21 protein-coding genes and 6 tRNA genes are annotated in these 26,447 nt (G+C 47.6%); 5 read left to right on the forward strand and 22 right to left on the reverse strand.

Going from position 1 to position 26,447, the window contains the following annotated elements:
- Window positions 1-115: 115 nt before the first annotated feature.
- The 21 genes from ACTJJS_RS21995 to ACTJJS_RS22095 all read right to left on the reverse strand — a co-directional run bounded on the left by ACTJJS_RS21995 (window position 116) and on the right by ACTJJS_RS22095 (window position 19,502).
- Window positions 116-808: a DUF4397 domain-containing protein gene (locus ACTJJS_RS21995; protein WP_440665274.1), complete on the reverse strand. Its 693-nt coding sequence runs from the start codon at window positions 806-808 to the stop codon at window positions 116-118.
- 124 nt (window positions 809-932) lie between these two features.
- A complete protein-coding gene (rpoC, locus tag ACTJJS_RS22000) occupies window positions 933-5,228 on the reverse strand; it encodes a DNA-directed RNA polymerase subunit beta' (protein WP_168871841.1) in 4,296 nt (1,431 codons plus the stop codon).
- Between the two features lie 120 nt (window positions 5,229-5,348).
- Window positions 5,349-9,158, reverse strand: a complete 3,810-nt coding sequence (rpoB, locus tag ACTJJS_RS22005) for a DNA-directed RNA polymerase subunit beta (RefSeq protein ID WP_168871840.1) — start codon at window positions 9,156-9,158, stop codon at window positions 5,349-5,351.
- Between the two features lie 219 nt (window positions 9,159-9,377).
- Window positions 9,378-9,749, reverse strand: a complete 372-nt coding sequence (gene rplL, locus ACTJJS_RS22010) for a 50S ribosomal protein L7/L12 (protein WP_113617224.1) — start codon at window positions 9,747-9,749, stop codon at window positions 9,378-9,380.
- 122 nt (window positions 9,750-9,871) lie between these two features.
- Entirely contained in the window at window positions 9,872-10,399 is a 528-nt protein-coding gene (gene rplJ, locus ACTJJS_RS22015; RefSeq protein WP_168871839.1) for a 50S ribosomal protein L10, read from the reverse strand.
- A 57-nt stretch (window positions 10,400-10,456) separates the two neighbouring features.
- On the reverse strand, window positions 10,457-11,146 hold the full coding sequence (gene rplA, locus ACTJJS_RS22020) for a 50S ribosomal protein L1 (RefSeq protein ID WP_247654960.1): 690 nt from the start codon (window positions 11,144-11,146) through the stop codon (window positions 10,457-10,459).
- Between the two features lie 43 nt (window positions 11,147-11,189).
- Complete coding sequence (gene rplK / locus ACTJJS_RS22025; protein ID WP_143307800.1) at window positions 11,190-11,633, reverse strand: 50S ribosomal protein L11; 444 nt, start codon at window positions 11,631-11,633, stop codon at window positions 11,190-11,192.
- 231 nt (window positions 11,634-11,864) lie between these two features.
- Window positions 11,865-13,058: a transglutaminase domain-containing protein gene (locus ACTJJS_RS22030; RefSeq protein ID WP_440665275.1), complete on the reverse strand. Its 1,194-nt coding sequence runs from the start codon at window positions 13,056-13,058 to the stop codon at window positions 11,865-11,867.
- Between the two features lie 166 nt (window positions 13,059-13,224).
- Complete coding sequence (gene nusG, locus ACTJJS_RS22035; protein WP_078667076.1) at window positions 13,225-13,791, reverse strand: transcription termination/antitermination protein NusG; 567 nt, start codon at window positions 13,789-13,791, stop codon at window positions 13,225-13,227.
- 4 nt (window positions 13,792-13,795) lie between these two features.
- Window positions 13,796-13,993 carry a preprotein translocase subunit SecE gene (gene secE / locus ACTJJS_RS22040; RefSeq protein WP_168871836.1) on the reverse strand — a complete coding sequence of 66 codons (198 nt, stop codon included), beginning with the start codon at window positions 13,991-13,993 and terminating at the stop codon, window positions 13,796-13,798.
- A gap of 97 nt (window positions 13,994-14,090) precedes the next feature.
- A tRNA-Trp gene (locus ACTJJS_RS22045) sits at window positions 14,091-14,164 on the reverse strand.
- A gap of 102 nt (window positions 14,165-14,266) precedes the next feature.
- Window positions 14,267-15,454: an elongation factor Tu gene (gene tuf / locus ACTJJS_RS22050; RefSeq protein ID WP_168871835.1), complete on the reverse strand. Its 1,188-nt coding sequence runs from the start codon at window positions 15,452-15,454 to the stop codon at window positions 14,267-14,269.
- A gap of 74 nt (window positions 15,455-15,528) precedes the next feature.
- Window positions 15,529-15,608: transfer RNA gene (locus tag ACTJJS_RS22055), tRNA-OTHER, on the reverse strand.
- Window positions 15,609-15,728: 120 nt separating this feature from the next.
- Window positions 15,729-15,800: transfer RNA gene (locus ACTJJS_RS22060), tRNA-Thr, on the reverse strand.
- Window positions 15,801-15,815: 15 nt separating this feature from the next.
- A tRNA-Gly gene (locus tag ACTJJS_RS22065) sits at window positions 15,816-15,888 on the reverse strand.
- Window positions 15,889-16,081: 193 nt separating this feature from the next.
- Window positions 16,082-16,167 (reverse strand) — tRNA-Tyr (locus tag ACTJJS_RS22070).
- A 73-nt stretch (window positions 16,168-16,240) separates the two neighbouring features.
- Window positions 16,241-16,314 (reverse strand) — tRNA-Thr (locus tag ACTJJS_RS22075).
- A gap of 235 nt (window positions 16,315-16,549) precedes the next feature.
- Window positions 16,550-16,849 carry an HPF/RaiA family ribosome-associated protein gene (locus tag ACTJJS_RS22080; RefSeq protein WP_078667073.1) on the reverse strand — a complete coding sequence of 100 codons (300 nt, stop codon included), beginning with the start codon at window positions 16,847-16,849 and terminating at the stop codon, window positions 16,550-16,552.
- Between the two features lie 162 nt (window positions 16,850-17,011).
- Entirely contained in the window at window positions 17,012-17,950 is a 939-nt protein-coding gene (locus ACTJJS_RS22085; protein ID WP_440665276.1) for a tyrosine-type recombinase/integrase, read from the reverse strand.
- An 89-nt stretch (window positions 17,951-18,039) separates the two neighbouring features.
- Window positions 18,040-18,237 carry a 30S ribosomal protein S21 gene (gene rpsU, locus ACTJJS_RS22090; RefSeq protein WP_168871833.1) on the reverse strand — a complete coding sequence of 66 codons (198 nt, stop codon included), beginning with the start codon at window positions 18,235-18,237 and terminating at the stop codon, window positions 18,040-18,042.
- A 512-nt stretch (window positions 18,238-18,749) separates the two neighbouring features.
- A complete protein-coding gene (locus ACTJJS_RS22095) occupies window positions 18,750-19,502 on the reverse strand; it encodes an XRE family transcriptional regulator (protein WP_168871831.1) in 753 nt (250 codons plus the stop codon).
- 108 nt (window positions 19,503-19,610) lie between these two features.
- Here ACTJJS_RS22095 and ACTJJS_RS22100 point away from each other — a divergent pair, with 108 nt between their 5' ends.
- Window positions 19,611-20,051 (forward strand): hypothetical protein, encoded by a 441-nt coding sequence (locus ACTJJS_RS22100; protein ID WP_440665277.1) that lies wholly within the window; start codon window positions 19,611-19,613, stop codon window positions 20,049-20,051.
- An 83-nt stretch (window positions 20,052-20,134) separates the two neighbouring features.
- On the opposite strand, the gene ACTJJS_RS22105 is transcribed toward ACTJJS_RS22100, so the two are convergent.
- On the reverse strand, window positions 20,135-20,800 hold the full coding sequence (locus tag ACTJJS_RS22105) for an SdpI family protein (protein ID WP_168871829.1): 666 nt from the start codon (window positions 20,798-20,800) through the stop codon (window positions 20,135-20,137).
- A 439-nt stretch (window positions 20,801-21,239) separates the two neighbouring features.
- Here ACTJJS_RS22105 and dinB point away from each other — a divergent pair, with 439 nt between their 5' ends.
- The 4 genes from dinB to ACTJJS_RS22125 all read left to right on the forward strand — a co-directional run bounded on the left by dinB (window position 21,240) and on the right by ACTJJS_RS22125 (window position 26,447).
- Complete coding sequence (dinB, locus tag ACTJJS_RS22110; protein WP_168871828.1) at window positions 21,240-22,454, forward strand: DNA polymerase IV; 1,215 nt, start codon at window positions 21,240-21,242, stop codon at window positions 22,452-22,454.
- 1 nt (window position 22,455) lies between these two features.
- Window positions 22,456-25,407 carry a DNA polymerase III subunit alpha gene (locus ACTJJS_RS22115; protein ID WP_440665278.1) on the forward strand — a complete coding sequence of 984 codons (2,952 nt, stop codon included), beginning with the start codon at window positions 22,456-22,458 and terminating at the stop codon, window positions 25,405-25,407.
- Between the two features lie 122 nt (window positions 25,408-25,529).
- Entirely contained in the window at window positions 25,530-25,982 is a 453-nt protein-coding gene (gene parS, locus ACTJJS_RS22120; RefSeq protein WP_168871826.1) for a type II RES/Xre toxin-antitoxin system antitoxin, read from the forward strand.
- Between the two features lie 3 nt (window positions 25,983-25,985).
- On the forward strand, window positions 25,986-26,447 hold the full coding sequence (locus tag ACTJJS_RS22125; protein WP_168871825.1) for an RES family NAD+ phosphorylase: 462 nt from the start codon (window positions 25,986-25,988) through the stop codon (window positions 26,445-26,447).

A 26,447-nucleotide genomic window follows, 5' to 3' on the forward strand; every position in this document is an offset into this window, starting at 1 on the left:
TTAAGGTTTTAAAATTGAAGGGCTAAAATAAAGCTTTTACCGGATTTTCAAATCCGGATTCCCATTTTTAACGAAGCTTTTTGCTACAGCCTGGAGCGTTACAGCCCTTTTCCTGTTAATTATGGGTGATCGTGAAGGTCTTGAACTTGTCCGAACTCAACGTATTGCCAATAGTGATCAGCGTATAGACCTTCCCGTGTTGTGACGGAAAATCAAGCTTGTTGGGAATAGCAGTGGTGTCATCAGTTGGCCGGAAATTAAAATGATAGGTACTGTCCCCAAACAGGGTGATGTATTGGGTGAACTGCATAAATCCAAGCCCCCTGAAGAACTTGTTGTTTTGGGAAAACAGGTCCATCGTAACGGCCTGCCCATTAGACCGGAAGGCGTAATTGAGGCTTATCACCCGGAGTTTCATACTGTCTGCCGCCGCCGGAGGGTTCAGGTCGTCTTCCAGGGTACGGAATACAAGCACTTTATTGGCAGAGTCCAACCCCAGGTAAGCCGAGAAAAAACGTTTGTTACGCAGATTGATTTGCCCGATCCGAATTTTATTGCCCGGATTGCTTGTGTCTACCATGTAGATGGTATACAATTGCGCCCGCATAGACTGATAAGGGGTATGCTGTCCAAAAATGACCTTAGACGCCACTTGGGTGGTATCCAGCCAGATATCATAGGCTTTGTCCGGGACGCCATTAAAAAACATAAAGCTGGAAGAGGTCACAGGAATGGCAGAATCACTATTTTTCTTACAGGCTGTCATTACTATCAGCCATCCCAATACTACAATAAGCAGTTTTTTCATGAATTTCCGGATCGTTTTTAAAACCGGATGTAAAGTACTAAAAAAGAAGAAGCCCTCATCGATTTTCATCAATGAGGGCTTCCTCTTTTATCTTGTGGCCCTGGGTTTCAGCCCGGGGAACAATTTATTCTTCTTCGTCAAACTGGAACACTTCTTTGGAAGATGCCAGGATGTCGTATTCTTCTTTGGAACCTACGATCATGTTTTCAAATTCACGCAGACCTGTACCAGCAGGGATCAGGTGACCGGTAACGATATTTTCCTTCAGACCGGTCATATCGTCGATCTTACCGTTGATCGCTGCCTGAGACAGTACTTTCGTGGTTTCCTGGAAGGACGCAGCGGAAATCCAGCTACGTGTACCGAGAGACGCTTTGGTAATACCCTGAAGCAGCGGGCTGGATGTAGCCGGTTGTGCATCACGGAATTCTACCAGTTTCTTATCGGCGCGGCGCAGCAGGGAGTTTTCCTCACGTACCTGACGCAGGGTCACGATCTGACCAGCTTTCAGTACAGCGGATTCACCGGCTTCGGTTACCACTTTCTTATCGAAGATCATGTCGTTCTCTTCGAAGAAGTCGAACCTGTCTTCGGTATCGCCTTCGAGGAAGCGGGTATCTCCGGGATCTTCGATGTTTACTTTGCGCATCATCTGACGAACAATCACCTCGATGTGTTTGTCGTTGATCTTTACACCCTGTAAACGGTATACTTCCTGGATTTCATTTACCAGGTATTCCTGTACGGCAAACGGACCTTTAATGGCCAGGATGTCTGCAGGAGTAGTAGAACCGTCAGACAGGGAAGTACCGGCCTTCACGAAGTCACCGTCCTGTACCAGGATGTGACGGGTCAAAGGCACCAGGTATTTCTTGATCTGACCTTCACGGCTTTCGATGATGATCTCACGGTTACCACGTTTGATGTTACCAAAGGCTACCACACCGTCGATTTCAGAAACGATGGCAGGGTTGCTCGGGTTACGTGCTTCAAACAGCTCAGTTACACGTGGCAGACCACCGGTGATGTCTCGCAGTTTACCAATGATACGAGGGATTTTTACGATTACCTGACCAGCTCTCACATGATCACCTTCAGAGATCACAATGTGGGAACCTACCGGCAAGTTGTAAGATTTCACCTCTTTATTACCATCTACATAGATAGACGGGATCTTGTTTTTGTCTTTGGTTTCGATAACCACTTTCTCGCGGTGACCGGTTTGTTCATCCGCTTCTTCACGGAAGGTGATACCTTCAATGATGCTGTCGAAACGAATGTTACCCGGTATTTCGGACACGATAACGGCGTTGAATGGGTCCCAGGTACAAATCTGGTCGCCTTTCGCTACTTTCTGTCCATCTTTCACCAGCAGGGTGGAACCGTAAGGAATGTTGTTGGTTACCAGCAGACGGTCATTTTTCACGTCCATGATACGCAACTCACCGGTACGGCCGATAACCACCTGTACTTTCTCACCTTCGTTGTTTTCGTAGGTGGTAGTACGTAAGCCATCGAACTGGATAGTACCGTCAAATTTAGCCTGGAGGCCGGATTCAACGGAAGTGGAACCCGCAACACCACCCACGTGGAACGTACGCAGTGTCAACTGTGTACCAGGTTCACCGATGGACTGTGCAGCGATGATACCTACCGCATCACCACGCTGTGCAGTGTAACCGGTAGCGAGGTTCTTACCGTAACATTTCACGCACACGCCACGACGGCTTTCGCAAGTCAGTACGGAACGGATCTCTACGGTTTCGATCGCGCTGGATTCAATTCTATGAGCAATATCCTCGGTAATTTCTTCACCGGCACTTACCAGCAGTTCCTCGGTGTGAGGATCAAACACGTCGTGCAGGGAAGTACGGCCCAGGATACGGTCGTACAGTGTTTCGATCACCTCTTCGTTGTCTTTCAACGCAGCGGTCGCAATACCACGCAGGGTGCCGCAATCCTCTTCGTTGATCACCACGTCCTGCGCAACGTCTACCAGACGACGGGTCAGGTAACCCGCATCCGCCGTTTTCAACGCCGTATCCGCAAGACCCTTACGGGCACCGTGGGTAGAGATGAAGTATTCCAATACGTTCAGACCATCCTTAAAGTTGGACAATACCGGGTTTTCGATGATCTCAGAACCGGTAGAACCACTCTTACGCGGCTTGGCCATCAGACCCCTGATACCAGCCAGCTGTTTGATCTGTTGCTTGGAACCACGCGCACCGGAATCAAGCATCATGTACACAGAGTTGAAGCCCTGTTTGTCTGTTGCCAGTTCACGGATCAGGGTTTCTGTCACCTTGGTATCCACGCGGGACCAGATATCGATAATCTGGTTGTAACGTTCGTTGTTGGTGATCAGACCCATGTTATAGTTGTCCCAAACTTCGTCCACTTCACCGGCAGCAGCATCAATCATTTCCTGCTTAACTTCCGGAATGATCAGGTCATTGATGTTAAATGACAGACCACCACGGAACGCCATGCGGAAACCTAATTGTTTGATGTCGTCCAGGAATTTGGCAGTTTTTGGAATATCTGTGTATTTGATGATATCACCGATGATTTCACGCAGTGACTTCTTCGTCAACAGGGCATTTACATAACCTGCTTCCTTCGGTACGAACTGGTTGAACAGTACGCGGCCTACGGTAGTTTCGATGAGTTTGTTCTCCAGGTTACCTTCAGCAGTTCTCACTGTGGTTTTTACACGGATGTGAGCGTGCAGGTCAATTCTGTCTTCGTTCAGTGCAATGATCACCTCTTCAGCAGAATAGAAAGCTTTGCCTTCACCTCTTACCACCACATCGCCCTGGGTTTTCTTACCCTTGGTGATGTAATACAGACCGAGTACCATGTCCTGTGAAGGCAGGGTGATCGGCGTACCGTTCTGCGGATTGAGGATGTTGTGGGAAGACAGCATCAGCAGTTGGGCTTCCAGAATAGCAGCATTGCTCAACGGCACGTGTACCGCCATCTGGTCACCATCGAAGTCGGCGTTGAACGCAGAACACACGAGCGGGTGCAACTGGATCGCTTTACCTTCCACCAGTTTAGGCTGGAATGCCTGAATAGACAGACGGTGCAGGGTCGGAGCACGGTTTAACAATACCGGGTGACCTTTCAGCACGTTTTCCAGGATGTCCCAAACCACCGCTTCTTTCCGGTCTACCAGCTTTTTCGCTGATTTCACGGTTTTCACGATGCCTCTTTCTATCAGTTTACGGATGATAAACGGTTTGAACAGCTCAGCAGCCATATCTTTCGGCAGGCCGCATTCATGCAGTTTCAGTTCAGGGCCTACCACGATAACGGAACGACCGGAGTAGTCCACACGTTTACCGAGGAGGTTCTGACGGAAACGGCCTTGTTTACCTTTCAGCACGTCGGAGAGGGATTTCAGCGCACGGCCACCTTCCGCTTTCACCGCATTGGATTTACGGGAGTTGTCGAACAGGGAATCCACCGCTTCCTGCAGCATACGTTTTTCGTTACGCAGGATCACTTCCGGTGCCTTAATTTCGATCAGACGTTTCAGACGGTTGTTACGAATGATCACCCTGCGGTACAGATCGTTCAGGTCGGAAGACGCAAAACGGCCACCATCCAGCGGCACTAACGGACGCAGTTCAGGCGGTACTACAGGGATATATTGCATCACCATCCATTCAGGACGGTTTTCTACGCGGCTGTTGGCGTCACGGAAAGCTTCCACCACGCTCAGACGTTTCAGCGCTTCCGCTTTACGTTGCTGGGAAGTTTCAGTAGCGGCCTGGTTACGCAGCTGGTAGGAAAGGCTGTCCAGATCGATACGGGCCAGCATCATTTCCACCGCTTCAGCACCCATTTTTGCAATGAACTTGTTGGGATCTTCATCCGGCAACAGCTGATTGTCTTTAGGCAGGGTGTCCAGGATGTCCAGGTATTCTTCTTCAGTGAGCAAGTCACCGTAGTTCATCCCTTTTTCCTGTTTCGCGCCCGCCTGGATTACTACATATCTTTCGTAGTAAACGATGGTCTCCAGCTTTTTGGAAGACATTCCCAGCAGGTAACCGATCTTGTTAGGGAGCGATTTGAAATACCATATATGTACAACAGGCACTACCAGACGGATGTGGCCCATTCTTTCGCGACGTACTTTTTTCTCCGTTACTTCCACCCCACAGCGGTCACATACGATACCTTTATAACGGATACGTTTATATTTTCCGCAATAGCATTCGTAATCCTTTACAGGCCCGAATATTCTTTCGCAGAACAAACCATCACGTTCCGGCTTGTAAGTACGGTAGTTGATGGTTTCAGGTTTCAGCACCTCACCGTATGAACGCTCCAGGATTACATCCGGAGAAGCCAGACTGATGGTGATGCTGTTAAAATTTGATTTAGGACGATTTTCTTTTTTGATAGCCATCTGTTATTAGCTTTTAGCTGTTAGCCGTTGGTGTTAGGCCAGCGACAAAAATTTTATTCCTGCGAAATATCCAAGCTATCAGCCATTAGCCGGGGGCTAATGGCTGGTAGCTAAAAGCTCTTAGTCAAATTTCAGATCAAGACCCAGACCACGCAATTCATGGATCAATACGTTGAAGGATTCAGGCACACCGGCTTTCGGGATGTTGTCACCTTTAACGATGGATTCATAAGCTTTGGCGCGACCAACGATATCATCGGATTTGATGGTAAGCAGTTCCTGCAGAATGTTGGCTGCACCGTATGCTTCCAGTGCCCACACCTCCATCTCACCAAAACGCTGACCACCGAACTGGGCTTTACCACCCAGTGGCTGTTGCGTGATGAGGCTGTACGGTCCGATAGAACGGGCGTGCATTTTGTCGTCCACCATGTGGCTCAGTTTGAGCATGTAGATCACGCCCACGGTAGCTTTCTGGTGGAAGCGGTCGCCGGTCTCACCATCATACAGGTAAGTGTGGCCAAAGCTTGGCAGTCCTGCCTCATTGATATAATTGGCTATTTCTTCAGTAGTAGCACCGTCAAAGATCGGAGTAGCGAAACGCATACCCAGTTTCAGACCGGCCCAGCCCAGTACGGTTTCGTAGATCTGTCCGAGGTTCATACGGGAAGGTACGCCCAGCGGGTTCAGTACGATGTCCAGCGGTGTACCGTCTGCCAGGAACGGCATGTCTTCGTCACGCACGATCCTTGCTACGATACCCTTGTTACCGTGGCGGCCCGCCATCTTGTCCCCTACTTTCAGCTTACGTTTGCTGGCCAGGTATACCTTCGCCAGTTTCAGTACGCCGGCAGGCAGTTCGTCACCAATGGAGATGTTGAATTTCTCACGTTTGTAACGGCCCAGCTCTTCGTTGTACTTGATGTTGTAGTTGTGCAGCAGGGTATTGATCTGGTCGTTGGTCACCTCGTCGGTGGTCCAACCCAGCGGGTTCACGTTCATGAAATCAATATTCACCAGGTTTTTCTGGGAGAACTTGGAACCTTTGGAGATCAGTACTTCACCGTAAGTGTTGGTAATGCCTTGGGACGTTTTGTCTTTCAGCAGTACCAGCAGTTTGCTCATCAGCACTTCCAGCAGGTCTTCAGTGTTCTTCTGGTGTATTTTCTCCAGTTTTTCGATGGCCGCTTTTTCGCGGGTCTTGGAGTTTTTATCTTTCTTAGCGCGGCTGAACAGCTTCTTGTCGATCACCACGCCTTCTGTGGACGGAGGTGCTTTCAGGGAAGCGTCTTTCGCATCGGATGCCTTGTCACCGAAGATCGCTCTGAGGAGCTTTTCTTCCGGAGAAGGATCAGATTCACCACGCGGTGTGATTTTACCGATCAGGATGTCACCTTCCTTAATGTGGGCGCCCACACGGATGATACCGTTCTGGTCGAGGTCTTTGGTAGCCTCTTCGCTCACGTTCGGGATATCCGGGGTCAGTTCTTCCTCGCCCAGTTTGGTGTCACGTACTTCCAGTTCGTATTCGTCAATGTGGATGGAGGTAAAGAGGTCTTCACGTGCTACACGTTCAGAGATTACGATCGCATCCTCAAAGTTGTAACCTTTCCATGGCATGAACGCCACTTTCATGTTACGGCCCAGTGCCAGTTCACCGCCGCGGGTAGCGTAGCCTTCTGTGAGGAAGTCGCCGATTTCCACGCGCTGACCTTTCTTCACGCAAGGTCTGAGGTTGATACAGGTGCTCTGGTTGGTTTTAACGAATTTGGTCAGGTTATAGATCACCAGGTCGTCTTCGAAGCTCACCAGTTTCTGCAGCTCGTCACGCTCGTAACGAACATGGATTTCTTTGGCGTCCACGAATTCGATCACGCCCTTGCCTTCTGCGGTGATTTGCAGGCGGGAGTCGCGTGCTGCCTTTGCTTCCAGGCCGGTACCCACGATGGGCACTTCCGGGTTCAGCAGCGGCACGGCCTGACGTTGCATGTTTGATCCCATCAACGCACGGTTGGCGTCATCATGTTCAAGGAACGGAATCAGGGAAGCACTCAGACCTACGATCTGGTTTGGCGCCACGTCCATGAATTCCACTTCCTGTTTGTCCAGGATCGGGAAGTCACCGGTTTCGCGGGATTTTACTTTATCGTTGAGGAAGTTGCCTTTGTCATCGAGCGGAGCGTTGGCCTGTGCGATCTTCACGGTATCTTCTTCTTCCGCGCTCAGGAACTCTACCTTCTGCATGTCTACCTTACCGGAATTTACTTTGCGGTACGGTGTTTCGATGAAGCCCATTTCATTCACCTTCGCGTGTACGCAAAGGGTGGAAATCAGACCGATGTTCGGGCCTTCCGGTGTTTCGATCGTACACAGACGGCCATAGTGGCTATAGTGAACGTCACGCACCTCAAAGCCTGCTCTTTCACGGCTCAGACCACCGGGACCGAGGGCGGAGATACGGCGTTTGTGCGTGATCTCAGACAGCGGGTTGGTTTGGTCAAGGAACTGCGACAGCTGGGAGGTACCGAAGAAGGAGTTGATCACGGAAGACAGGGTCCTCGCATTGATCAGGTCCACTGGTGTAAACACCTCGTTGTCACGTACGTTCATACGTTCGCGGATGGTACGGGCCATACGGGCCAGACCAACGCCAAACTGAGCGTACAGCTGTTCACCCACGGTACGTACACGACGGTTGCTCAGGTGATCGATATCGTCGATCTCTGCTTTACCGTTGGTCAGTTGTACCAGGTATTTGATGATGGAAATGATGTCGTCTTTCGTCAGCACTTTCATGTCCAGCGGAGTAGACAGACCCAGTTTCCGGTTGATTTTGTAACGGCCTACGTCTCCGAGGTCATAACGTTTGTCGGAGAAGAATAATTTATCGATGATACCCCTTGCTGTTTCATCATCCGGCGCATCGGCACCGCGCAGTTGGCGGTAGATGTGTTGAACGGCTTCCAGCTCGGAGTTGGATGTATCCTTGTTTAATGTGTTGTAGATGATGGAGAAATCGCCGCTCACCTCTTCTTTCTGTACGAAAACGCTCTTCAGGCCCATATCCACGATGGTCTCGATGTTCGCTTCGTCCAGAATGCTGTCACGCTCGAGCATAATCTCGTTACGCTCGATACTTACCACTTCACCGGTGTCTTCATCCACAAAGTCTTCCACCCAGCTTCTTAAAACACGGGCAGCCAGCTTTTTGCCGGCGTATTTATCAAGACTTTTCTTGTCTGCTTTTACTTCATCAGCCATACCAAACAGCTGCAGGATGTCCTTATCGGTTTCATAACCGATGGCACGCAGCAGGGTGGTAACAGGGAACTTCTTCTTACGGTCAATGTAAGCATACATCACATTGTTGATGTCGGTTGCAAACTCCATCCAGGCCCCTTTGAACGGGATCACCCTTGCAGAGTAGATCTTCGTTCCGTTCGGGTGAACAGACTGACCAAAGAATACACCAGGAGAGCGGTGCAGTTGGGAAACAACTACGCGCTCAGCACCATTAATAACGAAAGTACCTCTTGGGGTCATGTAGGGAATGTTACCTAAGAACACGTCCTGCACAATTGTCTGGAAATCCACATGCTCCTCATCATTACAGCTGAGACGCAGTTTCGCCTTCAACGGTACAGAGTAGGTAAGCCCACGTTCAATACACTCCTCAATGGTATAGCGCGGAGGGTCTACGAAATAATCAAGGAACTCCAGATTGAAGATATTGCGGGTATCTGTAATCGGGAAGTTCTCCTTAAATACTTTAAAAAGGCCTTCGTTATTTCGTTTGTCTGGTGTGGTTTCTAATTGGAAGAAATCCTTGAAAGATTGGATTTGGATAGCCAACAGATCCGGTGTCTCAGTAACTTGTTTGATCTTTCCAAAATTTACTCTTTCGCTTGTTTGGGCTTTTTTTAGAGACATATTCGAAGTTAGCAGTTATATGACTTGTAAGAATTAGGGAAATTAAGATTTCTTTACCAATATCCATCCTAATTTTAGATATGCCTTCTGCACATGGTCAAAGTCACCTTGGGTGATTCCCCGTTTTGACTCTCTGAAAAAGACACTTTCCCAAAGGGAAGAAGGCCAAAAGTACCATGGGCACTTTTGACCTTTAAAAGATGTATACTAAGCAAAGAATTACTGAATTTCAACTTCAGCACCTGCTTCAGTCAGCTTAGCTTTCAGATCTTCTGCTTCTGCTTTGCTAACGCCTTCTTTCACAGATTTAGGAGCGCCGTCAACCAGTTCTTTCGCTTCTTTCAGGCCCAGACCGGTCAGGTCTTTTACAACCTTAACAACGTTCAGTTTGGAAGCACCTGCAGATTTCAGAACTACGTTGAATGCAGTTTTTTCTTCAGCAGCAGCAGCTTCGCCACCACCTGCAGCAACAACAACAGCAGCAGCTGCTGGTTCGATGCCGTACTCGTTTTTCAGTACGTCTGCGAGTTCTTGTACTTCCTTAACAGTTAAACCTACTAATTGTTCGGCTAATGCTTTTACGTCTGCCATTTTTATAATGTTTTAATGTAATGTTTGTAATGTTTGTTAATTATATTGTGACTTGGAAGCCATAATTTATTGGGAACCAATGATCTGGAAAGAATTTAAGTTCCAGACCGGCCAGGTCCCGGTTATTCTGCAGCCGGAGCTTCTTCCACTGCGCCTTCTTTCTTGCCTTTTTCCAGCAAAGCAGCGATAACGCGTTTTGCAGGAGATTGCAACAGACCGATAACTTCGCCAATGAGCTCGTTTTTGGTCTTGATGTTGGTCAGGGCAGTCAGCTGGTTGTCGCCTACGAAGATTTCGTCTGCTACGAAAGCTGCTTTCAATACTGGTTTTTCCAGTTTGTTGTTCGCTTTACGGAAGCTGGAGATGATCAGAGCCGGCTCTTTCGGGCTGTCAGAGAACATCAGGGCAGTTACACCGTGCAGGGCATCATAGATACCTGCATATTTTTCGCTGTCCAGAGATTCCAGTGCCTTACGGATCAGGGTGTTTTTAGCCACCTTCATTTCCACATTCTTGTTGAAGCAAGTCTTCCTCAGGTCGTTAACCTGCGCTACCGTTAATGACTCGGTGTTGGTGATGTAGAAGTTGCTATATTGAGAGAACTTGCTTTTCAGCAGTTCGATCACTTCATTTTTTTGATCTTTATTCATATTTTACCGTTTGTAGCAAGCCCCTCCTTGCAGATAAGGCTACACACGCGTGATCAATTAGTTTTGAACAGATTTAGTGTCGATCGCAATACCAGGGCTCATAGTAGAAGCCATGGACAGGCCTTTCAGGTAAGTGCCTTTTGCTGTAGCTGGTTTCAGCTTGATGATAGCATTGATCAGCTCCTGGGAGTTCTGCTCAATTTTATCAGTTGCAAAAGATACACGGCCGATAGAAGCGTGGATGATACCAGCTTTATCTACCTTAAAGGTAATTTTACCACCTTTCACTTCGTTCACAGCAGCAGCTACGTCGTTGGTAACAGTACCGGTTTTCGGGTTTGGCATCAGGTTGCGGGGACCCAGGATTTTACCCAGTTTACCGATTTTAGGCATCACAGCAGGAGTAGCGATGATAACATCGATCTCAGTCCAGCCGGATTCAATTTTCTGGATAAACTCGTCCAAACCAACGAAATCAGCACCAGCTTCTTTAGCGGCAGCTTCTTTGTCAGGTGTGCAGAGCACTAAAACTTTCTTAGTCTTACCAGTACCGTGGGGAAGCGTTACGGAACCACGGATAGCCTGGTCTGCTTTCTTAGGATCAACGCCTAAGCGGATATGTAAATCGACAGAACTGTCGAATTTAGTACAGTTGATGTCTTTTACTAAAGCAGATGCTTCTTTCAGCGTATACGCCTTGTTTTTATCAACTTTAGCCTGCGCTACTTTTCTCTTTTTAGTTGCCATTGTCAAAATGATTTAAAGTTCCTGCCTTAACAGGGTGAACCAATTAGTTTTCCCAGGGAGCTTTACCTTCTACAGTAATACCCATGCTACGAGCAGTACCAGCTACCATTTTCATAGCGCTGTTCAGAGTGAAGCAGTTCAGGTCAGGCATTTTATCCTGCGCGATAGCTTCAACCTGTGCCCAGGTCACTTTACCCACCTTGTTACGGTTAGGCTCTTTAGAACCACCTTGCAATTTAGCAGCTTCCAGCAGCTGTACCGGTGCCGGAGGAGTCTTAATTACGAAGTCAAATGATTTGTCAGTGTAAACTGTCAGCAATACAGGCAATACTTTACCCATTTTATCCTGGGTGCGGGCATTGAACTGTTTGCAGAACTCCATGATGTTCACACCTTTGGAACCCAGTGCAGGACCAATCGGAGGTGCAGGGTTGGCCTGGCCGCCTTTTACCTGCAATTTCACGTACGTTGCGATCTCTTTTGCCATTACTATTGTATTTAATTTGGTTAAAACGCCCTCTGCTGTACAGAGAACTCCCAAAACTAAAAGGAACTGAAATAACCTTTTAAAGGGGATGCAAAGGTAAATAATAATATTAAAATGCCAAAAAGTATTTGAATTTGGGCATCCTTTTTGCTAACAGAAACCTTTTTTTTACAAATCCATTGCATTTCTCTTAAAAAAACCTTATTATCCGGGAGAAGCGCAAAAGTACAGCTAAAAGCTCACTTTATAAAACAAAGACTTCCGGAACATCTTTCCCGTTTTAATATATTTACCTACAAAAGCCTGTTCATCCGCAATACGACGCTTCAGCTGCGTGTTGGCCTCCAATACTTCCATTAATACCCGGCGGTTGCCTGGGTCTGTCACTGTCAACTTCCGCGCCTTCCGCTCTACATCGTCCGACTGCCGCGACATACCGTCCACCCATTCCCGGATTTCCTGGTCAGGCCTCGCTGGAGCGAACTGCTTGTTACGGAAATTCACATATTCATTAAAGTCGTTGGTCAACCGGTTATACAGCCGGCTGCACTCATTGATCTGATCTGCCACCCGGTTTTGCTCCATAATATTGGCATTCTGCCGTTCTACGGTGAGCTGGTTGATCAGGAAAGTCAGCTCTGCGGAAATCAGCTGGTTGGTCACACCAAAACGCCCGATCCTCGCGGCCATATTCTCCGACTTGGCCAGGGGTGACAGCTTACTAAAGGCGGCCAGGGTGTCGCGGAACACAAATACGGGCTGGTCTGTTCCTCCGCCCCATTTACCATCCCGGATTTCATCGTGCCGGAGCGGATATTCGGAGAACTGGAACAGCGGATCAAACGGCACGTGTGTTTTCAGGTATTCATGCGGTTCTGCCAGGAAGTGTTTCCAGTTGAGCCGGGCCGTGTATTTATTATTGATCACCGAACCGGCACCCCAGGTGGGGTCGATCATTTTCCATTCATTGTCCAGTTGTACGGCCACCCAGGCGTGACTGGCATTGTCCGGTCTGCCGCCGGTGAGCGGATAACCTGTCACCAATACTGCGGGAATGCCTGCGCGCCGGGCGACGTCCATATACAATGAGGCATATCCTTCACACACAGCAACGCGTGTTTGCAGGGTTTTGTTGATGGCGTCTGTCGTGTCCTTATAATAACCAGGCTGGAAGGTATTGACCATATCATAATTGATATGGGAAGACATCCATGCGTACAGGGAACGGAGGAGCGCTGTTTTGTTTTCACTGTGAGACACCAGCCAGGCCGCCATGCTGGCGGAAGTGCCGGTTACAGAGTCAGGGATGGCGGCATAGGTTTTAACGGGGACAGCAGATACAGGTGTTACAGCAGGTTTCTTTTGCTGGGCTGAGGCTGACAGCAACAAGAGGCAGCCGGCCATACCGCAAAGCAATTTTTTCATTTTGTTATCTTATTATGTTGTTATTGGGTTTTGGGCACAGGGATTTTTAAGATTTGAAGTCCTTTCTGCAAAGAAAGGTGTCGCAAAAATATTAAAATACCAACATATCAAAATAAAAAAGCGCTCCTGTCCGGGAGCGCTTTTTTAAAAATATTTGATACAGTAACTATGCTAATTTTTCCACCTGCATGAAGTTCAGTTCCACAGGGGTGGCGCGGCCAAAGATTTTCACGGTTACTTTCAGTTTCTTTTTGTCTTCGATCACTTCTTCGATTACGCCATTAAAGTCGTTGAACGGACCGTCGATGATCTTGATGGTTTCGCCGACGATGAATGGTTCGCTCATGGTGAGGCCCTGATCGCTCAGTTCATCTACTTTACCCAACATTTTGTTGACTTCGGCTTTACGGAGTGCAATCGGTTTTTCCTTGCCCAGGAAGTGAATAACGCCAGACACGTTACGGATGGCCTGGATCACTTCGTCGGTCATTTTGCCATCTATGGCTTCGATCATCACATAACCGGGGTAGAAGTTTTTTTCGCGCATTACCTTTTTACCGGCCTGCACTTTATATACTTTTTCTACCGGGAGAAACACCTGTGTGATAACGTTACCCCAATCAGATCGGCGCACTTCAATATCCAGGTATTCCTTCACTTTTTTTTCCTTGCCACTAACAACGCGGAGTACATACCACTTTGTTTCCTGCGCAGGAATATTGGTTGCATCCATTTATTTATTTTTTGAAAATTTCGTAATAGTGTGCCAACACAAAATTGGAAGCGGCGTCCATACCCCAAACCAGCGCTGTAACAAAGAGAGTTGCTATCAGCACTACCATGGTGGAGGACTGCAGTTCCTGCCAGGTAGGCCAGGATACTTTGTAGACCAACTCATGATAAGACTCGCGGAAGTAGTTTCTGATCTTATTCATTCTGTAAAGTTAACGATTTATGGTCAATTGATTAAAGCCTAAAAATGGTTGAATTGTTTATTTTTTAATAATAACAATTCAACCATTTAATTAACCTTGGCACGGGTACTAGGATTCGAACCCAGATCAAAGGTTTTGGAGACCCGTATGCTACCGTTGCACCATACCCGTGTGTAAAGCCATTAGCTTTGAGCTTTCAGCAGTCAGCAAATATAACAATAAATCCTGACATTTAATAGCCGAAGCTAATGGCTTTTAGTATTTTAGAAATACTTATTTGATAATTTCAGTAACCTGACCGGCACCTACTGTACGGCCACCTTCGCGGATAGCGAATTTCAGACCTTTATCCATAGCGATAGGCTGGATCAGTTTTACAGTCAGTGTCACGTTATCACCAGGCATAACCATTTCAACACCTGCAGGCAGTTCAACTTCACCGGTTACGTCAGTTGTACGGAAGTAGAACTGAGGACGGTATTTGTTGAAGAACGGAGTGTGACGGCCACCTTCTTCTTTGCTCAGTACGTAAACTTCGCATTTGAATTCAGTGTGCGGAGTGATGGAACCTGGTTTGCAGATAACCATACCACGACGGATCTGGTTTTTCTCAATACCACGCAGCAGCAGACCAGCGTTGTCACCAGCTTCACCTTCGTCCAGGAGTTTTTTGAACATTTCAACACCTGTACAAGTAGATTTCAGGGGTTCTTCCTGCAGACCTACGATTTCAACGTTCTCACCAACTTTGATACGACCGCGTTCGATACGACCTGTAGCAACGGTACCACGACCTGTGATAGAGAATACGTCTTCTACGGACATCAGGAAGTCCTGATCAACCGGACGAGGAGGCAGCGGAATGTAAGAGTCAACCGCTTCCATCAGTTGGTCGATAGCGCCGATCCATTTGTCGTCACCAGCCAGAGCGCCGGTAGCAGAACCTTGGATAACAGGAACGTTATCACCGTCGAAGCCATTGGAAGTCAGCAGGTCACGGATCTCGATCTCAACCAGTTCCAGCAGTTCAGGATCGTCAACCAGGTCAACTTTGTTCATGAAAACAACGATACGAGGTACACCTACCTGGCGAGCCAGCAGGATGTGCTCTCTTGTTTGTGGCATAGGACCGTCTGTAGCGGCAACCACCAGGATAGCACCGTCCATCTGGGCAGCACCGGTGATCATGTTTTTCACATAGTCAGCGTGACCAGGGCAGTCAACGTGAGCATAGTGACGGTTAGCTGTCTGATACTCTACGTGAGCTGTATTGATAGTGATACCTCTTTCTTTTTCTTCAGGAGCAGCATCGATCTCATCATAGCCTCTTTTCTCTGCCAGACCCTTGTTTGCCAAAATTGTGGTAATGGCAGCAGTCAAGGTAGTTTTACCGTGGTCCACGTGGCCGATGGTACCAATGTTTACGTGGGGTTTATCCCGCTTAAAGGTTTCTTTTGCCATTGTATTTTCTTTTTAGATGGTTTGTAAAGATTGTATTGATAGTTGTTTTAAAAAAACGGCTTTTTACAAACTTGTACCGCTGATGAGAATTGAACTCATGTCCTTCCCGATAAAATAAAAAATGTGGGATGCTCTGCCATTGAGCTACAACGCTAAGTTTATTTCGGAGTGCAGAATTAACAAATTCGAATCCGAAATCCGAATTTTATGGAGTGTATGTAGTGGCGAAGTGATCTCACTGCGACCGCGATGCTTCTCTTCTAAAATTCAAAAGAGCTGTTGAAGAGAATTGAACTCTCGACCTCTTCCTTACCAAGGAAGTGCTCTACCCCTGAGCTACAACAGCTTGAAATTATATGCGAGCGGGAGACGAGGTTCGAACCCGCGACCTACAGCTTGGAAGGCTGTCGCTCTACCAACTGAGCTACTCCCGCATACCGGACAATTCAATTCAGCAAGGTAATAACGCTGACTGAACTCTCCTGAATAAATTAAAGAACATAAAAGGCTGTTGCATCACAGGCACACCGGGAAAATTTTGCCAATCAACTACGAGAATTTATTCTCACCTTCCACTCAACAACATTGTTCCGCCTCTGCTAGGCGCAAAAGCGGAACAAGCCGTTTTGGTGGGCAGGATAGGATTCGAACCTATGAAGTCGAAAGACAGCGGATTTACAGTCCGCCCCATTTGGCCGCTCTGGAACCTGCCCTTTTTTGAAATTTCGAAATTTGGTTATTTTGAAATTTAAAAATTTTAAAATAGCTAAATATCAAAATTTGATGAGCCAGCAGAGGGATTCGAACCCCCGACCCACTGATTACAAATCAGTAGCTCTGGCCAACTGAGCTATGCTGGCATCTTTCAAAAAACATTCTTTCAAAAAAGTAACTCGTTGAAAGAGAGCGCAAAATTAAGCGATTTTTTCAAATCTCAAAATCTTTTTTTCAGTTTGTTACAAATATTTAAAAATTTATCTGTCTCCCTGAAAACGCCCTACCATAAAGAACTTTGCTACCTTTACCGACCCTCTTTTTGAATCGGGATGGCAAAGGTAGCAAAGAGATTAATATTTCCAAAATTATTTTAAAAAATTATTGAAATTTCTTTTCCTTTTGTCGTTTTACCTGGTTGACTAAGGAATCAAATGCAAGATCAAAGGACTCTTCGAAGGATTTGGATTCATGCTTCACAAAGAGGTCCTGGCGGGGAATTCGTACTCTTATTTCGGCAATTTTATCTTTAACCTGATGCGCTAAATTATCCAATTTTAAAAATACATCCACACTGACAATCCGGTCATAAAAAGTGTTCAGCTTCTGCAGTTTTTTATTCACGTGATCAATCAGTTTTGAATCAGCATCAAAATGCACAGTTTGAATTTGAACGTTCATAGCACTAATTTTTTAATATTTAACAATCTAGGTTATAGTGTGTAAACCATGGTCATAGGCATTCTCTTGGTTGTGAAAGAACTTCTGTATTAAATATACTCACTTTTGTAATGCAATGCTGTTCTAATGCGTAATATTTTGTTAAAATGAAAAAATAATGCGTCAGGCCTTCGGGTGTGCCTGTTGGTACACCTTCTTCAACTGCTCAATGGTAGTATGCGTATAAATCTGTGTAGACGTAAGACTGGCGTGCCCCAAAAGGTCCTTGACCGCCTTCAGGTCTGCCCCGTTATTAGTAAGATGCGTGGCGAAAGTATGCCGCAGTAAATGCGGGCTTTTTTTCTTGTAGGTAGTGATTTCATGTTCTGTCAGGTATTTGCGCACCATCAGGTACACATACTTGGGATACAACCGCTGACCGCTATGCGGATGCACCAGCAACACACCTGGCTCAAACTCCTCCAGTTCCCGCCGCTTCTGTTCCATATAAGCAGTAATCTGCGCACAGAGCCGGCTGCTGACCGGAATAATACGCTCCTTTCCTCCTTTGCCCATCACCTTGATGGACAGGTTGCCTTTGTCCACCCGGAACTCCTGCAAAGTGATCAGCTCCGACAAACGAATGCCTGTCTGATAGAAGATCTCAAATATCAGCCGGTGGGTTTCTCCTTCAAAATCATCGGAAAAGATAAAGGGTGTTGCCACGGAAGCCGGACTACGGTTGTCTTCCAGCGCCTTCATGCCTTTTTCGTCGATAAATCCAGGCAGGCGGCGGCTGATCTTGGGCGCCACGACCTTCGCCATCGGGGTCTGCTTCAGCAGCTCCTGACGTATGCAGAATTTGAAAAAGGATTTCAGGGTGGAGATCTTGCGGTTTACACTTTTGGCGGTCATGGCATCTTCCATGAGACCTGCCAGCCAACTGCGGACCATGACATGGGTGATGTCTCCTATGGTCACATTACCATAGGCAGCCGTAGTATAATCAAAAAATTGAAGGAGATCGTTGCGATAAGCGGTGCAGGTGTGCTCTGAGTATCGCTTTTCGAGCTGAATGTAGGAGATGAATCGCTCGGCTAAGGAATATAATGCTTCGTTCAACGCAAAAAGATTGATGATTGTAAAGTTATTAAATAACCTTACAATCATCAAATATTTTGAGTTGGTAAGCCAGTGACGGCTACAACAGATTAAGCTTCCAATTTACCACTGGCCAGCTGTTGTTTGTAAACAGCTTTCAACACCTCTGTACGGCGTTTAACAGATGGTTTAGTAAAAGACTGGCGTGATCTGAGTTGCAGCAGGATGCGTGCTTTCTCAAATTTCTTTTTATATTTTTTAAGCGCCTTGTCTATGTTTTCGCAATCTTTAGAATCAATGATCAACATAATTTTTGCCTCTTATTTTTTAGGAATGCAAAGATAAGACAACATTTTATAAAAACAAAAACCAAACAGGTTTTGATTTTCTTTTTTCTTCCGGCCTTCCCGATACTATCCTTAAACCTCAAATAATGAATAGGTTATGGCTCTTTTGAAAGGGCTTCCCGGGATGAAAAATAACAGCATTGCAAAGCCCTCAGTCCGCTTGCAGGAGAAACCAGGCAGATGTGATTACTGACACTGCCGCCTTGTACACAGCTGCTGCCGGGCCCGGAAACCGATGTAATCACCAGTGCTACCAGCTTGCACAGAATTTACGAGTACCAGCAAACAAGCTCCCATTGCCCCTGTAACCTTCCTCATATGGCGCTACGAGCCCCTCATAAAAGAAGCCAGGCAACAAGGGATATCGCCCAAGTGTAAAGGCACCCTTTCTTATCAGGCACTGCTTCAGGAGCGACATACCTATGTGTTGCCAAAGGGCTGCCGGTATTCAGCAATAGCCTGCAATGTCCGTATTAGTCTTTGATTTTCTTTTTCAACAGGCTAACCTGGTCCTGCAGATGGCTGACCATATCGGCCAGATGGTTAACACTCATGCGGCTTTGCTGGTTGGATTTGCTGATGACCGCATCTGATTGCCACAATTCCAGCACCTCTTCCATTTCTACCGGATAAGGTTCAAACTGAGGGTTATCAGATACCAGCGTGATCCTGGACTTCGCACGGTTGCTTTTCAATACTCTTTTGAAAACAATCCCTTCGCGGGAAGTCACCACCACGTAGGTTTCATTGTTTTTTATCTCCTCCCATCCTTCTACTTTATGACAAACGATCACAGATCCGGAAGGAACGGGCAGCATGGAATCCCCTGCAATTTCAAAAGCCCGGTAGTCGCCGGCGCCCAGCATGGGCAGGGTAAATGTATTCAGTTCCTCGATAAACTCGTCGTCGTTATAACCGGCCAGGTAACCGGCAGCGGCTTTTACGGGCACAAAGTGGATCGCCTGACGGGCGTTGCCCAGCTTCTGCTGACGGCGTTTTTCCAGGAAACTGTCTTTCTGGGAGCCCAGATCGCGGCGAAGCAGATCATCGATGGAAACCCGGAACATGTCACTAACCTGTTCCAGTACTTCCGTACGGGGTTCCGCACGTTCTTCTTCATAAGCACCCAGCAGGGAACGCTTGATGCCCAGTTTGTCTGCAAACTCCTGTTGCGTCCAGCCTTTTTGCTTACGCAGATATTTTAAATTCTGGCATACTACGGACATAACCTAAATAATTTAGTACCTTGCTAACAAAATTAGCAAATAATTTTATAAAATACCAAATATATTCAAGCCGCTTCGCTTATTTTTGCCCGGTAAAATCAACTTGTTATGGTACATCTACACTCCATTCTGAGATGGGCAATCGTATTGGCTGGGCTTTGGGCAGTGCTCCGTGCATTTAAAGGTGTTTCCGGAAGAACACCATTTACAGCTGCTGACAATAAAGCAGGACTGTTTTTCATGATCTTCTGTGACATTCAGCTGCTGGTGGGACTGCTGTTATATTTTGTATTTAGTGGAAAAGTGGGACTATCCAATATGGGTGAAACCATGAAAAGTCCTGCGCTTCGCTTTTTCACGGTAGAACATACCCTGATGGCGGTGATCGCCATTGCGTTGGTGCACATCGGCAAATCCAAAGTCAAAAAGGCGACCTCAGATGCCCAGAAACACAAGCTGGCCCTTATATTCTACGGGATCGCATTTATCCTTATTCTGGCCCTCATCCCCTGGCCGTTCCGTCAGGCATTAGGAGCGAACTGGTTCTAAGCACAACGTATTATATACATGAAAAATGGCGGTCAGTTGACCGCCATTTTCTTTTTGTTATTGATTGACCACTATGAATAACCTTATCCCTTGTCCTTGTTATATAACCGGAACGAATAAATGTACGGCAGTGCTGCCAGTACGATCGCTGCAAAAAAGATCAGGAACACCCCGGTAACAAGCGACAGAAAAAAGCCTGCTATCATCATCACTATTCCTGCGCTCACCCAGAGGGTCCCGGCCATACGGTGTGTTTCCTGCCAGATCTCTTTGTTCTGTAACGTCCAGGGCGTACGAACGCCCACATAGTGATTGGGTTCCAGCTGCAACTTCCACAAATATAGGCCTATCGCCGCAATCAGCAAACCTACCCCCACAAAAGCCCAGCTTGCCATCGCAAAAGGCCGTCCCTGGCTCACCAAAAAGATGATGATGCAGGTAAACAGCGCCAGGTATGTATGTATGATGAAACGGATACGGTAAAATTCCCGCTGTTCCACAGTTGCCACCGCCGGACTGTCTTCCGTCGTTTTCGGAATAAACCGGAATAACGCGTAAATCAACGCATTGGTCACAAAGAGGAATATCATCAGCAACAGAAAAGCAGTTCTGCCTTCAGCCTGTTCAGATAAGCTCTGGTCGGTTTGAATTGTTGCAGGAAGGCTGTTCCAGATGATGGCCAGATAAGCCATGGGCAGGAGCAACAAAGCCAGGATAAATATTTCCTTTGAAGCTTTGGTCTGTTTCATGGGACGATAGTTTAAAGATGAACATTCACGCTTTTCTTATTCGTTCATTTCCATTCTCTTATATACTACAGATGGCCCCTCGGATATGTTGTATCAAAGTTAGGAAAATTGAAAATGGGGATAAAATTTGAATAAAGAAATACTAATAATTTTAGCAAAACTAAAAAATTTAGTATCTTTACAATAAATCGGGTGATTACGGCTGGCAGGCCCTGCTGATCACTATTTGTGCCGACTTTCGCCCGGCCTGCCATCCGCTTATCGCTTACAAACCCGGAGAATGATGGTATCCCCCAAGTGGGGAGAATGACGGTATTGCAGATGGCGGGAAATCAGTATATACGATTGAAAATTGGCCGGATTGGGAAGAATAAATGATATTTCGATGGAGGAGCACAAATAGTATTCCGAACGGGAACTCGTTCCTAAACAGGGAAACATGATTACATTACAACAGCGAGCTATCGCACATTTCGACCTGGATTGTTTTTTTGTATCAGTGGAATGTCTGCATGACAGTCAACTGAAAGGCAAGCCGCTGCTGATAGGCGGCAGCAGCGACCGCGCTGTGGTAGCTGCCTGCAGCTACGAAGCCCGCCGCTTCGGCATCCACTCCGCGATGCCCATGAAAACTGCCCTGCGCCTGTGTCCACACGCCATCGTCCGTAGCGGTGACATGGACCGCTACAGCGAAAAGTCCCGCGAAGTGACCAGCATCATCGCTGACAAAGCGCCGCTGTATGAAAAATCTTCTATCGACGAATTTTATCTCGACCTCTCCGGCATGGATAAATTCTTTGGCTCGCTTAAATGGACCACAGAACTGCGGAAAGCCATCATCAAAGAATCCGGGCTGCCTATCTCTTTTGGGCTTGCATCCAACAAACTCGTTTCCAAAGTAGCGACTGACGAAGCCAAACCCAACGGCCAACTGGAAATACCTTTCGGGGCCGAAAAAAATTTCCTTGCTCCGATGCCTGTCGAAAAAATACCGATGGTAGGCAGGGAAACGGCCGCACAGCTCCGGCGCCGCGGCGTGGAAACAGTGAAAATACTCAGCGAAGTACCTCCTTCCCTGCTGGAAGCATGGATGGGTAAAAATGGCATCTCTCTCTGGAGAAAAGCCAACGGTATCGACGACTCCCCTGTAGTGCCGTACTATGAACAAAAATCCATCTCCACGGAAAGTACTTTTCCTGCCGATACCATCGACATGGAATTTCTGCATGCGGAGCTGGTACGCATGACGGAAAAAATTGCTTTCGAACTGCGGCAGCAGAATAAGCTCACCGGTTGCGTGACCGTCAAAATCCGGTATTCCGATTTCGAAACCGTCACCAAACAAATGACCATCCCCTATAGCTGCTCCGATCATGTATTGCTGGAAAAAGTGAAAGACCTGTTTAAAAAACTATACGACCGTCGCCTGCTGGTACGCCTCATCGGCGTACGTTTCAGCCACCTGGTGCAAGGCAACCACCAGATCAGTCTTTTTGATGACAGCCAGGAAATGATCGCGCTCTACCAGGCCATCGACAATATCAAAAACCGCTTCGGCTGGGATATGCTGCTGAAAGGCACTAACGTGGTGCCACCGGATAAAAAGAACATCCCCGCGCCGAAAAAAGATATCATGCCGTACTATAAAGGATAACATGTACCTGAACTGCAAAACATTTTTCAGCCTTCGATATGGCACCATGCCCGCTGAAATGCTGGTCAAAAAAGCAGCGCAACTGGGCATCACCACGCTGGCCCTTACCAACATCAACATCACTTCCGATGCCTGGGAATTTGTGGACCTTTGCCGCAAACATCTCATCAAACCAGTACTGGGCGTGGAATGCCGTAATCAGTCAACATTCTGCTACCTGCTGCTGGCCCGGGACCAGGAAGGATGGTATCATATCAACCGCTTTCTTTCCGATCACCTGAGCCGGGAGATACCTTTCCCCGACCGCGCCCCCGCCCTCCCCGGCACCTGGGCCATCTATAACTGGGGCACTGTTCAGCCAGCCAGGCTGCTGCCGCACGAACTGCTGGGCGTTAATCCACGCGACCTCAACAGACTTTTCCGGATAGATACCCTTAGCATCCGCCACCAGCTGGTGATCATGCACCCTGTCACCTTTCAGGACAATGACCACTATGAACTGCACCGCGTATTACGCGCCATCGATCAGAACATCCTTATCTCCCAACTGGAACCACACACTACCGGCACTGTCCACGACCAGTTTGTGCATCCCGCCAAAATGGTGGAACGCTTTGAGCAATACCCGCATATTGTTTCCAACACGCTCCGCGTACTGGAAACATGTGAAGTGGAAATGGCGCTGCAAACGCCCCGCAACCGAAAATCATTTCTGGGCAACGTGGAAGAAGACCGGCAGCTATTGCGGCAACTGGCCTATCAGGGGATGGAATACCGCTACGGGAAAGGCCATGCCGAAGCTTCGCGGCGCATTGAAAAAGAACTGGACATCATCGCACAACAGGAATTTGAGGCGTACTTCCTGATCACCTGGGACATCGTCCGCTACGCACAGGAAAGACAGTTTTTCTATGTAGGACGCGGCAGTGGGGCCAATTCTATTGTGGCGTACTGCCTCAAAATAACCGATGTGGACCCGATAGAGCTGAATCTCTTTTTTGAACGCTTCCTCAATCCTTACCGCACCTCCCCTCCGGATTTTGACATCGATTTTTCCTGGCGCGACCGCGATGCCATCATCCGGTATGTGTTTGACAAGTACGGCGACACGCATACCGCGCTGTTAGGCACTGTCACCACATTTCAAACGAATGCCATCATTCGGGAAATGGGCAAAGTGTTCGGTCTCCCTAAAAAGGAAATCGACCAGATACTAGAAAACGGCTTCAACATACAGCTGAACGAAGATCATATCCAGCGTAAGATCCAGCATTTCAGCCGGCTGATGGACCAGGAAAAATCCTTTCCCAACCATCTCAGCATCCATGCCGGCGGTATCCTCATCAGCGATGCGCCCATCCATCAGTACTGCACTACATACCTGCCGCCGAAAGGATTCAGCACCGCCCAGCTGGACATGCTTCAGGCGGAACGCATCGGCCTTTATAAATTTGACATCCTTAGTCAACGTGGCCTTGGACATATCCGCGACACCATCGACATTATCCGTAAAAACAAACAGGTGGACATCGATATTCATAATGTCAAAGCATTTACAGTGGACGAGAAGGTGAAAGAAAACCTGAAAAAAGTTAACACCATTGGTTGCTTTTATATAGAATCACCCGGTATGCGGCAGTTGCTGCAAAAGTTGCAGTGCGACAACTACCTTACCCTGGTGGCCGCCAGTTCTATCATCCGGCCGGGCGTGGCGCAATCCGGCATGATGAAACAATATATCCACAGTTACCGCAATCCTGCCAGTGTCACTTACCTGCACCCTGTCATCGAAGAGTTGCTCAGTGATACGTTTGGCATCATGGTATACCAGGAAGATGTGATCAAGGTGGCACATACCTACGCCAATATGGAACTGGCGGATGCCGACTCGCTGCGGCGGGCCATGGCCGGGAAATACAGGGGAACAAAGGACTTTGAAAAAATACAGGAACGTTTTTTTGCCAACTGCGCACAACTGGGACGTCCTTATGAAGTGTCCGCGGAGGTATGGCGGCAGATCGCCAGCTTTGCCAATTTCTCCTTTTCCAAAGCCCACTCCGCCAGCTTTGCCGTGGAGAGCTACCAGAGCCTCTATCTGAAAACTTATTTTCCGGCAGAGTTTATGGTCGCCGTGATCAATAATTTCGGCGGCTTCTACAACCGCGAACTGTATTTCCGGGAACTGAAAAAGACCGGTGTCAACATTCATCCGCCCTGCATCAACAACAGCGACTATCCCACCAACATCAAAGGACAGGAGGTGTATGTAGGGCTTATCCATGTGGAAGGCCTTGAGCAGGCCCTCGCTGAAAGGATACTGGAGGAGCGCCGGCAATGCGGTCCTTACCTGCACCTGGAAGATTTCTGTAGCCGTATTTCCCCGGGCGCGGAACAACTGGAATTATTGATCCGTATTGGCTGTTTTCAGTTTACCGGCCAGACTAAAAAACAGCTGTTGTGGAAAAGCAGTTTGTTGGTCCGGCAGCCCGGTACTGCCGCTGTCCACAATCTGTCATTGTTCCAGCCCGCTGCTGTCAATTGTGAACTGCCGGAGCTGGCCTACCATCAGCATGAAGACGCCTTTGATGAAATAGACCTGCTGGGTTTTCCGCTGGCATCTCCTTTTGAAGTGCTCAATCATGACCAGTCTGCGTATATCCCTGCCCGTGATTTTCACCGGTATGTCAATCAACCGGTGACTACGCTGGGGTATCTGGTCACCACCAAAACCATGCGTACCGTCAAAGGTGAACCGATGTGTTTTGGTACTTTCCTGGACCGTGAGGGACAGTTTATTGATACGGTCCATTTTCCGGACAGCCTGCGTCAATATCCTTTTCAGAAGGGCGGTTTTTATATTTTAAAAGGGAAAGCCATCTCCGAATATAATGTTATCACACTGGAAATCAGTCAGATGAAAAAAATCGGGTACTTCGAGGATAAAAAATTCTGATAATAATTTCCCCTGGAAAGAAAGGTTAAAAACCTGATGCTGTCTCCGTTAACTTCCTTTTAACCTTAATTGATTCATTTTAACGACAATTTGTTGTATTTTTGTGCCAAATGTCGGGACATATGAAACACGCAAGAAAATACCAGGTGCAGGAAAACACCCTGATGATTGTGGAGAACCCGGGCGCAGCCTACACTCCGGGCAGCGGATACTATGATTTCATAGAACTTTCCCGGAGTGGCGTATTAAAAAGAGCATTATTGAACCTGAGTCGTCAGCTTTCTTTTTCACTGACAGAACTGGCGCAGGTGCTGCACATTTCAGAACGAACGTTGCAGCGTTATGCAGACGACGCCAAACTTGGCGCCGATACTTCCGAACGGGCCATCCTCCTCTCCCAGCTGTACCAGCGGGGCACAGAAGTTTTCGGCAGCCTGGAAAACTTCAAGGAGTGGATGCGCACGCCGCTTCCCACCTTTAACTATCAACTTCCTATTTCCCTGTTAGATACTACTTTTGGTTTTCAGCTGATTGAAGACGAACTGGGACGCATTGAACACGGGATATTCGCATAGCTCATGGATGTTTACAGAATCAGTAAATGTGCCTACATCAATGACCTGACAGGCACCGGGTCCCGCTTGTACGGAGGCCGGTGGAACAGCCCGGGCCATTCGATCGTTTACACGGCCGGCAGCAGGGCGCTGTCAGCGCTGGAAGTACTAGTGCACATTCCCTTAAAAAATATTATTCAGGACTTTTGTATCGCCACCATCCACATCCCGGACGATATTGCGATTAAAGTGCTCACGAAAAAAGACCTTCCCTCCGGCTGGCAATCGCTGGCGCCCTTCCCTGCCCTGCAGACTATTGGCGACGAATGGGTGGACACTGCCCGCTATGCCGTGCTCAGGATTCCCTCTGTAGTGATTGCCGAAGAAAATAACTATCTCATCAACCCGTTGCATCCCGATGCCGCCCGTGTCACGATTACGGACACCCAACCGTTTGTGTTTGACCAGCGGCTGAGAAAAGTATAA

The organism is Chitinophaga sp. 22308 (genome assembly GCF_052045305.1).
Lineage (GTDB): Bacteria > Bacteroidota > Bacteroidia > Chitinophagales > Chitinophagaceae > Chitinophaga > Chitinophaga varians_A.

What these genes read in the sequence shown, in the direction of transcription:
- ACTJJS_RS21995 (WP_440665274.1), bottom strand. Translation starts at nt 808, where the DNA reads ATGAAAAAACTGCTTATTGTAGTATTGGGATGGCTGATAGTAATGACA.
- rpoC (WP_168871841.1), bottom strand. Translation starts at nt 5,228, where the DNA reads ATGGCTATCAAAAAAGAAAATCGTCCTAAATCAAATTTTAACAGCATC.
- rpoB (WP_168871840.1), bottom strand. Translation starts at nt 9,158, where the DNA reads ATGTCTCTAAAAAAAGCCCAAACAAGCGAAAGAGTAAATTTTGGAAAG.
- rplL (WP_113617224.1), bottom strand. Translation starts at nt 9,749, where the DNA reads ATGGCAGACGTAAAAGCATTAGCCGAACAATTAGTAGGTTTAACTGTT.
- rplJ (WP_168871839.1), bottom strand. Translation starts at nt 10,399, where the DNA reads ATGAATAAAGATCAAAAAAATGAAGTGATCGAACTGCTGAAAAGCAAG.
- rplA (WP_247654960.1), bottom strand. Translation starts at nt 11,146, where the DNA reads ATGGCAACTAAAAAGAGAAAAGTAGCGCAGGCTAAAGTTGATAAAAAC.
- rplK (WP_143307800.1), bottom strand. Translation starts at nt 11,633, where the DNA reads ATGGCAAAAGAGATCGCAACGTACGTGAAATTGCAGGTAAAAGGCGGC.
- ACTJJS_RS22030 (WP_440665275.1), bottom strand. Translation starts at nt 13,058, where the DNA reads ATGAAAAAATTGCTTTGCGGTATGGCCGGCTGCCTCTTGTTGCTGTCA.
- nusG (WP_078667076.1), bottom strand. Translation starts at nt 13,791, where the DNA reads ATGGATGCAACCAATATTCCTGCGCAGGAAACAAAGTGGTATGTACTC.
- secE (WP_168871836.1), bottom strand. Translation starts at nt 13,993, where the DNA reads ATGAATAAGATCAGAAACTACTTCCGCGAGTCTTATCATGAGTTGGTC.
- tuf (WP_168871835.1), bottom strand. Translation starts at nt 15,454, where the DNA reads ATGGCAAAAGAAACCTTTAAGCGGGATAAACCCCACGTAAACATTGGT.
- ACTJJS_RS22080 (WP_078667073.1), bottom strand. Translation starts at nt 16,849, where the DNA reads ATGAACGTTCAAATTCAAACTGTGCATTTTGATGCTGATTCAAAACTG.
- rpsU (WP_168871833.1), bottom strand. Translation starts at nt 18,237, where the DNA reads ATGTTGATCATTGATTCTAAAGATTGCGAAAACATAGACAAGGCGCTT.
- ACTJJS_RS22095 (WP_168871831.1), bottom strand. Translation starts at nt 19,502, where the DNA reads ATGTCCGTAGTATGCCAGAATTTAAAATATCTGCGTAAGCAAAAAGGC.
- ACTJJS_RS22100 (WP_440665277.1), top strand. Translation starts at nt 19,611, where the DNA reads ATGGTACATCTACACTCCATTCTGAGATGGGCAATCGTATTGGCTGGG.
- ACTJJS_RS22105 (WP_168871829.1), bottom strand. Translation starts at nt 20,800, where the DNA reads ATGAAACAGACCAAAGCTTCAAAGGAAATATTTATCCTGGCTTTGTTG.
- dinB (WP_168871828.1), top strand. Translation starts at nt 21,240, where the DNA reads ATGATTACATTACAACAGCGAGCTATCGCACATTTCGACCTGGATTGT.
- ACTJJS_RS22115 (WP_440665278.1), top strand. Translation starts at nt 22,456, where the DNA reads ATGTACCTGAACTGCAAAACATTTTTCAGCCTTCGATATGGCACCATG.
- parS (WP_168871826.1), top strand. Translation starts at nt 25,530, where the DNA reads ATGAAACACGCAAGAAAATACCAGGTGCAGGAAAACACCCTGATGATT.
- ACTJJS_RS22125 (WP_168871825.1), top strand. Translation starts at nt 25,986, where the DNA reads ATGGATGTTTACAGAATCAGTAAATGTGCCTACATCAATGACCTGACA.